Origin of the sequence: Streptomyces griseus, assembly GCF_001715295.1 — a bacterium.
In the GTDB taxonomy this organism is placed as follows: domain Bacteria; phylum Actinomycetota; class Actinomycetes; order Streptomycetales; family Streptomycetaceae; genus Streptomyces; species Streptomyces griseus_G.
Genome location: NZ_MDKB01000002.1, coordinates 306,277 through 318,055 on the forward strand (window position 1 = coordinate 306,277; position 11,779 = coordinate 318,055).

At 72.7% G+C, this 11,779-nt stretch carries 6 protein-coding genes; all 6 read right to left on the reverse strand.

Going from position 1 to position 11,779, the window contains the following annotated elements:
* Window positions 1–2: 2 nt before the first annotated feature.
* The 6 genes from BA175_RS07910 to BA175_RS32205 all read right to left on the reverse strand — a co-directional run bounded on the left by BA175_RS07910 (window position 3) and on the right by BA175_RS32205 (window position 11,633).
* On the reverse strand, window positions 3–6,365 hold the full coding sequence (locus tag BA175_RS07910) for a non-ribosomal peptide synthetase (RefSeq protein WP_069170581.1): 6,363 nt from the start codon (window positions 6,363–6,365) through the stop codon (window positions 3–5).
* The gene (locus BA175_RS07915; protein WP_069170582.1) at window positions 6,362–7,546 is read right to left on the reverse strand and encodes a cytochrome P450; all 1,185 of its coding nucleotides are present in this window, start codon (window positions 7,544–7,546) and stop codon (window positions 6,362–6,364) included. Before BA175_RS07915 ends, BA175_RS07910 begins: the two co-directional genes overlap by 4 nt.
* 2 nt (window positions 7,547–7,548) lie before the next feature.
* A complete protein-coding gene (gene sbnA / locus BA175_RS07920) occupies window positions 7,549–8,550 on the reverse strand; it encodes a 2,3-diaminopropionate biosynthesis protein SbnA (protein WP_254667832.1) in 1,002 nt (333 codons plus the stop codon).
* Window positions 8,534–9,379, reverse strand: coding sequence for a formylglycine-generating enzyme family protein (locus tag BA175_RS07925; protein ID WP_079159444.1), 846 nt, complete (start codon window positions 9,377–9,379; stop codon window positions 8,534–8,536). The genes sbnA and BA175_RS07925 overlap by 17 nt, the downstream gene beginning before the upstream one ends.
* A 9-nt stretch (window positions 9,380–9,388) precedes the next feature.
* Window positions 9,389–11,005, reverse strand: coding sequence for a DUF885 family protein (locus BA175_RS07930; RefSeq protein ID WP_079159445.1), 1,617 nt, complete (start codon window positions 11,003–11,005; stop codon window positions 9,389–9,391).
* Window positions 11,006–11,255: 250 nt separating this feature from the next.
* Window positions 11,256–11,633, reverse strand: coding sequence for an MbtH family protein (locus tag BA175_RS32205; protein WP_079159446.1), 378 nt, complete (start codon window positions 11,631–11,633; stop codon window positions 11,256–11,258).
* Window positions 11,634–11,779: the final 146 nt, after the last annotated feature.

An 11,779-nucleotide genomic window follows, 5' to 3' on the forward strand; every position in this document is an offset into this window, starting at 1 on the left:
GATCAGGTCCTCTCCACCAGATCGCGTACGGGAAGCAGCTCGGCCAGGGACGCCGCGTCGGCACCGGCCAGCGCGCGCACCGTGGCACGCAGCCGGCGGGCCAGGTCCTCGATGCCCGCCGCGTCGAACCGGTCGGTCCGGTAGCGGTAGGTCACCCGGTAGCCGCTGTCCCGCTCCTCGATGTCGATCAGCAGCGGGTACGGGGCCGCGGCGATGTCCAGATCGGTCACCGTCACGTCGAGACCGGTCAGTTCGAGGGGCCGGGACGGCGGCTGCATCACGAGCATCACGTCGAACGGCGATCCGTCGCCGCCGGCGGCCGGCGCGAGGAGCGGCGCCAGGTCCTGGAAGGGCACGTGCGCGGACCGGTAGGCCCGCAGGGCGCCCGCCCGGACCGCGGCCAGCGCCCGGTCCGGCGGGTCGGCCGGGGCCAGGTCCACGGCCAGCACCGACACGTTCAGCAGCGGGCCGACGATCCGGCGCCACTCGGGCCGGTCGCGCTGGGCGATCAGGGTGCCGAGCATGATCTGCTCACGCTCCTCCGTCCCGCTGTGGGTGAGCGCGGCCAGAGCGGTCGCGAACACCATGTACGGGGTGGTGTGGGTGCGGAGGGCGAGGTCGCGCACCGCCGCGCCGAGGTCCGCGTCGAACGCGTCGCGGTGTCCGGCGGACGGCGCTTCGCCGGGCCCGGCCGGCACGGCCCGGTCGGGCAGCGCGGACCGCCTGGCCGGACGTGCCGCCACCTCCCGCCACAGGGCCGCGGTCTCCCCGCGGTCGCGCCCGTCCCACCAGGCGCGCTCGTCGAGGCAGTAGTCCGCGAACCCGTAGTCGGCGGCCGCCGGCCGCCGGCCGTCGTAGCGGTCGGCCAGCTCGCGCAGGAACACCCCGACGGACCAGCCGTCGCACACGATGTGGTCGACGTTGACGAACAGGGCCCAGTCCCGTTCCCCGAGCCGTGCGAGCAGCGCACGGAACGGCAGCTCCCGGCGCAGGTCGGCCACGACCGCGGCCTCGTCCTCGACGAGCCGGTCGAACACCTCGTCCCCCAGTTCGGTCACCGGGCCCCGCAGGTCCACGCGGCCGAGTTCGAACTCCTCGACCGGGCGGGCGCTCCAGGTGAGTTCGCCGCCGGTGGTGGCGAACCTGGCCCGCAGCACCGGGTGCGCGACCAGGGTGTCGCGCAGCGCCGCCTCCAGGGCGTCCGCGTGCAGGTCGCCGCGCATCCGCAGGACGCCGGGCATGTTGTACGTGGGTGCGTCGGGGTCGATCTCGCGCAGGAACCAGAAGCGCTGCTGTGCGGCGCTGGCGGGGACCGGTCGCGACGGGTCCGCGGGGACCCGGTCCCGCACCCGGCCGGCGGTGGCCGGGTCGGCCGCGCGCACGGCGTCGACGAAGTCCCGCAGCCGCGGGTGGGCGAAGACGACGTCGACCACCAGCCGCACGTCCAGCAGGGCGTTGACCCGGTCGATCATGGCGAGCGCGAGCAGTGAATGGCCGCCGAGCTGGAAGAAGCTGTCGTCCCGGCCGATCGTGTCGACTTCCAGCAGGTCCGCCCACAGGGTCCGGACGGTCGCGGCGAGCGGGTCGTCCAGGTCGGCCGTGGCCGGCGTGGCCGTAGGGGCGGTGAACGACAGCGACCGGTGGTCCACCTTCCCGTTCCTGGAGCGGGGCAGTCGGCCGAACTCGGCGATGATCGTGGGGATCATGTGCCGGGGCAGCAGGTCGGCGAGGAGGGCGCGGACGTGTTCGTCCTCGTCCGGGCCGAGTACCGTCGCCGGGCCCTGCGGCCCGCCGGGGCGGGACACGTACCCGACGAGCGAGGCACCCGCGGGCCCGTGGTGGACCTTCACCGCGGCCTCGACGACGCCGGGGCACCGGCGCAGCGCGGTCTCGACCTCACCGACCTCGATCCGCTGGCCGCGGATCTTGATCTGGGTGTCGGCGCGGCCGAGGAACTCCAGATCACCGGCGGCGTCGACGCGGCCGAGGTCGCCGGTGCGGTAGAGCCGGCCGCCGGGGCCGGGCGCGTAGGGGTCCGGCACGAACATCTCGGCGGTCCGCCTCGGGTTCCCCCGGTAGCCGCGGCCGACCGCCCCGCCGCCGATGTGCAGCAGGCCGACCACGCCGGGCGGCACCGGCCGCAGGTACTCGTCGAGGACGTGCACGGTGGTGTTGGCGAGCGGCCGGCCGACCGCGGTGGTCATCGGCGCGCCGGGGCCGGCGGCGCACAGTCCGGCGGTGACGTCGTCGGTGCACTCGGCGGGGCCGTAGGCGTTGAACACCGGGATGCCGGGCAACTCCCGGATCCAGCGGCGCAGCACGTCGTGGGTGAGGCTCTCGCCCGTGGACAGCATCACCCGCAGGGCGCCCGGCGTCGCGGCGAAGCCCGCGTCGAGCAGCGCCATCATGTTGGACGGCACGAGCTCCAGCATGGTCACGCCGCCGTCGACGACGGCCCTCAGCAGGCTCGCGGGGGACTGCGAGTCCGGCTCGGGCACGATCCGTACGCGACCACCGGTCATCAGCGGGGTCAGCAACTGCCATACGGAGATGTCGAAGGAGACCGGGGCGGTCTGCGCCACGCAGTCGTGCTCGGTGAGCCCGAACTGCTCGGCCATCTGCCACATGTGGTTCGTGACGCCGTAGTTGGTGGAGACGGCGGCCTTGGGCACACCCGTGGACCCGGAGGTGTGGATGATCGTCGAGGTGGCGTGGTCGTGGCAGAGGCGCGGCGGCCGGACAGCGGTGGTGCCCGACACCAGGTCGGCGAGGTCGAACACCTCACGGTCGCCGAACAGATGGCGGCCCGAGGGTCCGGCGACGATGACGGTGGGGCCGACCGCGTCGACCATCGCCTCGGCCCGCCGGGGCGCTTCGCGCGGGCTGATCGGCACGTAGGCGCCGTCGGCCTTGTGCAGGGCGACCAGGGCCACCAGGTAGTCGGCGGAGCGGTCGGCACTCATCACGACGGTGCGGTCGGTGGCCACACCGGCGGCCCGCAGCCGCTCGGCCGCGCGGTTCGCACGGGCGTCCAGCTCGGCGTAGGTCAGCCGGACCCGTCCGTCGTCGACGGCGATGCCGTGGGGGGCGCGGTCCACCCAGGACTCGAAGGAGTCGAGGTAGTTCCCCGGGCGCGGCACGTCCGGACCGGTCCCCCGGGCGATCAGCGCGGCGGCCTCGTCCTCGGCCAGCAGGGGCGGTGGGCCGGGTGTCGCCGCGCCGACGCCGGCGAGCAGCACCGGCAGGGTCCTGGCCACCAGCTCGGCCTGGCCCCGGGAGACCGATGCGGGGTCGTACTGCAGCTGGAAGTCCAGCACGTCGTCGCGGATCGCCACGTTCAGCCCGAGGTCGGACTGCGTGGTGTGGTCGGGGACGGCGTGGCCGTGCAGGACGACGGCGCCCGCCGCGAGCTCCGCGTGCTCGTCTCCCGTCACCAGGCCGGCCGCGCCGGGCAGGGAAGCCGTGTAGCAGGTGAACATGGCCTGGAAGACCGTGGCGGAGGCGGTGTCCCGGTCGGGGTTGACCAGCCGCACGATGTCGGCCAGCGGCGTGTCCGCGTGGTCCAGCACGTCGAGGACGTGACGGTGGGTCGCCGCGGCGAACTCGGCGAACGGCGTCTGCGGGCGGTGGGTGGAGCGCACCGGGACCACGTTGACCAGGTGGCCGACCCATCCGGCCAGCGACCGGTCGGTGCGGCCGGCGGTGGGTACGCCGACGATCAGGTCGTGCTGGCCCGACAGCCGGTGCAGCAGGTTCTGGTACGCGGCGAGCAGGAGGTTGTGCAGCGTCAGCCCGTGCGCGCGGGCGTACTCGGCCAGCCGGGTGCCGGGCACCCGGAAGGCCAGGGACTCGCGGGGTGCTCCGGCCCGGGAAGGGCCGAGGTCGGGCAGGGTGAGGGTGGGAAGTTCGCCGTCGAGCTCGGACCGCCAGAAGTCACCGTGCTCGACGGGCGCGACGGGGGCCGGCAGCGTGTGGGGGTCGGCGTGCTCGCCGCGCAGTGCGGACGCCAGGTCGGCGGCGACGATCGCGAAGGACGACACGTCGCACACGATGTGGTGCAGGGACAGCGCGAACAGCCAGTCGTCGGCCCGCCGCAGCAGCGCCGCGCGCAGCGGGGTGCCGGCGCCGAGGTCGAACGGGCGGGTCGCGATGTCGCGGTACCAGGCCGCGGTCCGCTCGTCGGTCCAGCCGCGCCCGTCCGTGACCTCGACCTCGGGAGCGCCGGTGTCGCGCACGTCCGCGTGCGGGGCGCCGTCACGCGTGGTGATCGCCAGACGCAGGCTCGGATGGCGGGTGGCCACGGCGCGCAGTGCCGTGCGGAAGGCCCCGGCGTCGACGGTTCCGGTGACCCGGAAGGCGCGCGTGACGTTGTAGTCGCCGCTGTCCGGTACCGCCCGGTGCAGGAACCACAGGGCACGCTGGGAGGGGGTGAGCACGTAACCGCCGTCGGCCGCGGGGGCGGGGGGCGCCGGGGCGGCCGCGGCGGCCGACGCCGCGGCGGCGAGCCCGGCGATGGACTCCGCGCGCAGGGCGACGGTGGGCGACAGGACGACCCCGAGCGCCTCTTCCAGGTCGTGCCGCAGACGGACCGCGGTCAACGAGTCGGCGCCGAGGTCGGCGGGGGCGGCGTCGGCCGACGGGGGCTGTGCGAGACCGAGCAGGGAGCCGATGTGCAGGCGCAGCGCGTCGGTCAGGGAGTGGCCCGTCAGCAGGTTCGTGAGCGAGGACGCGCGCCCGTCCAGCGTGTCGTCGTGCAGGACGGGCAGTACGGCGTCGAGGTGGCGCCGGCGGGCCGCGTACCGCTGGACCTTGCCGCTGGAGGTCTTGGTGAGGGTGCCGGGCGGCACGATCAGGACGGTGCGGGCGGTGACGCCATGGACGCGCGACAGGGTGGCGCGGATCCGGGTGGCGATCTCCGCGTACCGCGAGGCGGGGGTGCGGGCGCCGACCTCCTGGCAGACCACGACCGCTTCGTCGCCGTCGTGGTCGACGCCGAAGACGGCGCAGCGTCCGGGCCGGACCTCGGGGTGGCAGGTGCCCGCGTCGGCCTCCAGGTCCTCGGGGTAGATGTTGCGGCCGCGCTGGACGACGAGGTCCTTGGCGCGGCCCACCACGAACAGTTCATCGTTGTCGCGGAAGCCGAGGTCACCGGTGCGCAGATGGGTCCCGAAGCTCTTCCCGCCCCAGTAGCCGTCACCGTTGCTCTCGCTCGCCACGGCGATCTCGCCGACCTGGCCGGCGTCGAGCGTGGTGTCGCCGTCCTGGGCGAGGATCCGCACGTCGGCGTGGTCGGGCAGCCGGTAGGCGGTCAGCTCCCGGCCGTCCGCGAAGGTCCGGGCAACGGCCGGGGCCACGGTCGTGACCAGCAGCGTCGATTCGGCCAGGCCGTAGCAGGGCAGATGCGCCGAGGAGCGGAACCCGGTGTCACGGAACGCCTCGGTGAAGGCGCGCAGGGTTCGTGGGTAGACCTGGGCGGCACCGTTGAACGCGACGCGCCAGCGGGACAGGTCGAGCCCGGCCTTCTCCTCCTCGGTGACCTTGCGCACGCACAGGTCGTAGGCGAAGTTCGGGCCGCCGCTGATGTCGGCCCCCTCGGCGCTGATGGTCTCCAGCCAGCTCGCGGGGCGCCGGATGAACGACAACGGGTCGAGGATGACGCCCCTGGCACCGGTGTGGAGGGGCTGCAGCATCGCGCCGATGAGACCCATGTCGTGGTGCAGGGGCAGCCAGCTGACGATCGTGGAGTCCGGCGTGACGCCGAACGACCGCTGGATGGCCGCCTCGTTGTGCATCAGCGCGCCGTGGGTCACGACGACACCGCGGGGGGTACTGGTGGAGCCGGACGTGTACTGGAGGAAGGCGATGTCGCCGGCGGCCGCCGTCGGCAGGTCCGCGCCGTCGTCGGCGGTGGAGGGCTCGATCAGATCGGCGAGCAGCCACTCCTGGGCCTCGGCGAAAGCCCGCAGCTCCGCGTCGTCCCCGGCCAGAGCGAGATCCCGGACGAACGACAGCGAGACGACGAGCGACACGTCGCAGTTCCTGGCCACGTTGAGCACGCGGCGCCGGGTGCCGTCGTCGACCGGCAGCGGTACGGGCACGGCGATCACCCCCGCGGCCAGACAGCCGAGGAAGGCGGGGGCGAACTCGGGTGCGGTGGGGAACAGCAGCAGGACGCGCGAGCCGGGCCGTACCCGCTCGGTGAGGGCGCGGGCCACCGCGAGCGAGCGGCCCCACAGCTGTCCGTAGGTCAGATCGACGCGTGGGCCGCCGCCGAGCGACGCGATGGACAGCGCCGGCTTGCCGGCCGACTCCTGCGCGTGTGCGGCGAGCCGTGCGACCAGCCCGCCCGGGACGAACCCCGTCATTGCGTTTCCTTCCATGCGAACCGGACGGCCGCCTCACTCGCGCCGAACATGAGACGTGGGTCGAGCAGGCGGGTGCCCGCCGGGTCGACCGTGAAGTCGAGGGTGGAATCGAGCAGTGCACGCAAGGCGATGCGGATCTCCAGGCGCGCCAGCGGTGCGCCCAGGCAGTAGTGGATGCCGTGCCCGAAGGCGATGTGCGGATTGGCCGGGCGCTCGATGTCGAAGACATGGGGGTCGTCGAAGATCCGCGGGTCCCGGTTGGCGGCCGCGATCCAGACCGACACCGATTCGCCGGCCGGGATCACGTGTCCACCGATCACGACGTCCCGGACGGTCCGGCGTTCCACCCGGGTGGTCTCCGAGCGGTAGCGCATGACCTCCCCGACGGCCGGGTCGAGCAGGTCCGGCCGGGCCCTCAGCGTGGCGACGGCCTCGGGGTGGCGGCCGAGGACGATCACCGCGTTCACGAGGGTGATGGTCGCGGCCTGGCCGGTGGACATCAGCAGGGCGATCAGCCCGGCGGTCTCGTCGTCGCCGAGATGTTCGCCGTCGATCTCGGCCGCGATGAGCTTGCTGGTCAGGTCGTCGGTGGGGGCGGCACGCCGCGCGGCGACGAACTGGTGCAGATACGCCTCGGCGACCTGGGTGAGGGAGAGCACCTTCTGCAGCCCGTTGCCCTCGGCACTCGGGTCGGCGAGCGCCAGCAGACTCCTCGACCACTCCTGGAAGAGCCGCTGCCCCTTCTCGGGTACGCCGAGCATGCGGGCGATGACCGTGGCCACGACCGGTGAGGCGAACTCCCTTACGAAGGACACCTCCTCACGGCCGCGCAGGCGGGCCAGGAAGGTCCCGACGGTCTCGTGGATCATCGGTTCGAGCCCGGCGGCCCACCGCGGCGTGAACGCCTGGCTCACCAGGCCCCGCAGGTTGCGGTGGCGGGGCGGGTCCATCCAGGTCAGGTTGCCGGTGCGGTAGAGGCGCATCGGGGAGTCCTCGGGCACCGGCCGCACCACGGAGTTGGAGAACGAACCGTGGTCGGCGAGCACCTCCTTGACCTCGGGGTAGCCGAAGACGTGCCAGCCGCCGTTTCCCGGGGCACGGGTGACCGGGTCGCGGGCGCGCAGCCATTCGGTCAGCGCGGCCTCGTCGGCGGGTGGCGGCGTCCACGTGCTCGTCGTCACGCTCATGCTCCCTCGGTTGCTGCCGGTGTGAGGTGGTCGGCGACCCACTGATCCGCGTAGACCGTGTCGGCGTACGGGTTGCCGCTGTCGGCGCACAGGAATGCCACCACCGGTTCGGGGCCGTCGTGTCCGTCGAAGTAGCGCGTGATCGCGGCGTAGACGCAGCCGGTGGACCCGCCCGCGTAGATCCCGTGATCGCGCAGCAGATCCCGGCAGCCCGTCACTTCGTCCCGCTCGGACAGCACCACCACGTGCTTGATCCACGCGTCGTCGATCAGCGGGGGCCGGATGCTGGAGCCGATGCCCGGGATGCGCCGGCGGGCCGCCGGGGCGCCGAAGATGGCCGAGCCCTCGACGTCGACGGCGACCACGGTGGCGTCCGGGTACTCCTCGCCGAGCCGGCGCGAGAGCCCGCTGATGGTCGCGCCGGTGCCGACACCCACGAAGAGGTAGTCGATCCGGCCGACGTCCTCGAGCAACTCCCGCGCCGTCAGCTCGTAGTGGCCGTGCGCGCCGTCCGCGTTCGCGTACTGGTTCGGCCAGTACACGTCCGGGAGTTCCGCGCGCAGCCCCCCGACCCGTGCGAGCCGGCTCAGCAGATAGCCGCCGGTGCCGTCGGGCTCGGTGACCTTCTCCACCCGCGCGCACAGCCTCCGCAGCGTCCGCTCGGTGGCCGCGTTCACGTTCGGGTCCAGCACCGGTACGAACGGCACGCCCAGTTCGTTCAGGAACGAGGCGAGGGCCAAGGCGAAGTTGCCGGACGACGACTCGACCACGGTCGTGGTGCGGGTGATCTCACCGCGCCGCACCGCTTCGCGCAGGATCCAGATCGCGGCCCGGTCCTTCGCACTGCCCGTCCGGTTCTCCAGCTCCATCTTGGCGTAGAGCTGGAGACCCGGGTGCGGCAGCCGCACGACCGGCGTCCTGGGCAGATCGCCCAGGAGCGTGTCCACCCGGGCGAGCAGCTGCCTGTCTGTGCGTCCTTGGTCAACGCGCGCAGACACGGAAGCCCATGTCGTAGCAGCTGTAGTCGGGCAGGTTGTAGATCCGCACCCACGCCAGGCAGCCGCGGGGGTCGCAGTTGTTGTAGAACGAACCGCCGCGGATCACGCCCAGCTCGACCTCTCCCTCCTTCGTCCTGATGACGCGACCGGGCTTGTCCGCGTCGTACGGGTAGTGGTGGAAGGCGCTGGCGGTGATCTCCCAGACGTTGCCGGTGAGGTCCACGACGCCGTACGGTCCGGCCGACTGCGGGTAGGCGTCGACGGGGGTGGTGTCGGCCACGTTCATGGTGTGGTTGCAGTGCTCGGCGGTGGGCTCCTCGTCGCCCCAGGCGTAACGGCGGCCGTCGGTGCCGCGGGTGGCCTTCTCCCACTCGGCCTCGGTCGGCAGCCGGGTTCCGGACCACGCGCAGTAGGCGGCGACGTCGAGGGAGCTGACATGGGTGACCGGGTGGTCGTCCTTGCCCTCCAGGGTGGAATCCGGGCCGTGGGGGGTGCGCCAGGACGCGCCGTCGATGTTCTTCCACAGGTAGTCCTGGTCCGGGACGACGACGCTCGGGTCGCCGATCCAGACCCAGCTCCTGCCCTTCTTCTCCGCGTCGGTCACATGGCCCGTCGCCTCGACGAAGCGGCGGAACTCGGCCACGGTCACCGGGTACTTGGCCATACGGAACTCGGCCACGTCGACCTGGTGCTCGGGGGCGGCGGCGCGCGGCTTGCCGTCCTCGCGCAGCTCGTCGGAGCCCATCGTGAAGGGGCCGGCGGGGATGGTGACCCAGTAGTCCGCGGGGAGTGCCTCGGCGAGGGTCGGTTCAGCCGTCAGCTGAGTCACGGATTCTCCTTATGTCGTGGTGGTGGATGCGGCCGGAACGAGCCGGCCGTCGAGGTGGTAGCGCCGTACGGCGGACAGGGGCGCGCTGCCGCAGCGCAGCAACCGGTCGTGGAAGGACTTCAGTTCCGCGGCCGAATCGCTCACGCCGGCCCACTCGCGCCACCGCCGGATGTGGAGCTTGCCGAGGGTGTACATGGCGCCGGCGGGGTGCGCGACGACGGCCAGCACCTCGCGGCCGGCTCGCTCGGGCGACCACGCGCACAGCGTGGCGGCCTCGGCGGCGGCCTCGCCGAACTTCCGCCGGCCCGAGTGGACGGAGAGGAACACCAGCAGGCGGGTGGCCGCCTCCAGCGCGTGGCGCAGAGCGGCGACCTCGACGAGCGGGCGGCCTTCGGCGAGGCCGCGTTCGATCGCCAGCTCCTCCGCGTAGTGGGCCCATCCCTCGGTGGTCCCGGGGAACCAGGGCACGCACCTGCGGATCAGGCCGGCCTGCCGGGGAGTGGCTTCGTGGTGCAGGTAGTGGCCGGGCACGGCTTCGTGCACGGCGATGATCTCGAGCATCGGCTCGTTGAGGTAGTCGCGCAGTGCGGCGGGGTCGCGCGGCTCGGGAACGTGCAGCACATGCGGCTGCGGCTCCGGTTCGAGGGCACCGGCGTGGTCGAAGACGACCGCGGCGGAGGTGGCTGCGTCGCGGGCGGGACGGATGTCGAGACCGTACCGGTCGGTGAGGGTCACGACGTCCTGCTCGGCCCAGAACTCCCGCAGCCGCTCGATGATCCCCGACAGCGTGGTGACCACCGATCCGGCGGGCAGCCGCGCACTCATGAGCCCGTACGCCTCCTCCCGGCAGCTCACCCCCAGTCGTGCGGCGAGCGCGTCGAGGCGGGCGGCCAGGTGGCGCACCTCGGCCTCGGCCTCGGCGAGCAGTTCCTCCACCGGGATGTCGATCCCCTCGGCCGCCTCCAGGTAGGCGGCGAGCCGCTCGGGACCGTGGACCGCCCGGGTCGGGCGGGTGGCCGCGACGGCGTCCGCGAAGCCCAGGAACGCCAAGCGGGCCGCGTCGGCCAGCCGCAGCAGCGAGTCGCCGGCCACCTCCGGGTGGGCCGCGACGAGTTGGGCCGCGAGGTTCGGCACGGACGCCGCGCGGGCCCTGGCGTTCTCGACGCCGCTGATCCGTTCGCCCGCGGGCAGGGCACCGCCGAACGTTTCCTGCGCCGCGGCGAGGAAGTCCGGCAGCCCCGCCAGATGGCGGGACAGCGCCCCGACGCGTTCGTCGAGCGGCGCGTAGTCGCCCCGCAGGTACCCGTGGACGTCGGCTTCGGCGAGCCACAGCTCGGGCCCGCGGTGAGGCCGGCCGAGCTCGGCGATGCGGAACCGCTCGTCGGTGAGGACCCGCATCGCCGTGCCGAGGTCCGCCCGCACCTCCGGATCCGCGTGCTCGGGCAGGATGTCGAGCTGCGCACGGACCGCCGTCAGCAGACGGTCCACATCGTGGAGCGCGTCGGGCAGTACCGCCGGCAGCCGGGCGTCGAAATCGTGACGGCCCGCCCGCCGAGCCACCTGCGGATAGCGCTCGAAGACGTGGTCGACCACGGCGGAAACGGAATTCAGGGCAGCAGACGTCATGTCACTTTTCTCGGAGAACAGTGGGCCGGTGACGTGCGGAGGAGGGACGCGTGCATGCGTCACGGAACGCGAGCCGGACGTGCCGGCTCAGGACTGTCCCGGAATTCCCGGTGGATCGGCGCGCGATGCCGGATACGGTGCATCGCACGGCGGAGGGACCTCCGCCTGCTGGATTCATCCGGGTGTTCCGACGACGCGGCGAGGTGCCGTAGCTGTCGTCGTGCGCCCGCCGGGAATTGCGGGACAGTGCTCAAGCCGCCCCGTTACCCGGGTTGGGCTCGATGGTGTTCCCGTCGTCGCCGTAGATCACGTCGTCGTCGAGGCTGGCCAGCATATTACGGAGTTCCTCGGGCGACATGGCCTTCAGGTCGTCGGCGTCGACCAGCTGCGAGAGTACCATTCGACTTCCCTGTGCAGTGAGAGATCCGGAGTTTTCGAGGGCCTTGCGCACACTCTTCGGTCGCATGTCGGTCCACACTCTTTCAATGTGATCGAGACATTCCTGTCGCGGGCGGGGGTCACCCACCGAAGCCCAGCCGTTCGGCAGGTCACGAACCGCCGGCCATATCGAGTACTGCTCCTCGCCGTTCATCACCACGAGGTACTGGGTGTTCTCGTCGTCAAACATCGGATAGAGGTCCCATACTGTCGGCCCCGGTGAGGGACGGGCGGGATGTGCTGCCTGCGGGAGAGGCTGCCGGATATCCGAATGAAGCCCGTCCGTTCGGACGGGAAATGCATTCCCGGCAGTTCCACCGGATGGAAGCTAGGCCA

Bases quoted from the DNA above. Each gene is read 5' to 3' on its own strand.
- BA175_RS07910 (WP_069170581.1), bottom strand. From the start codon at position 6,365: ATGACGGGGTTCGTCCCGGGCGGGCTGGTCGCACGGCTCGCCGCACAC.
- BA175_RS07930 (WP_079159445.1), bottom strand. From the start codon at position 11,005: ATGACGTCTGCTGCCCTGAATTCCGTTTCCGCCGTGGTCGACCACGTC.
- BA175_RS32205 (WP_079159446.1), bottom strand. From the start codon at position 11,633: ATGTTTGACGACGAGAACACCCAGTACCTCGTGGTGATGAACGGCGAG.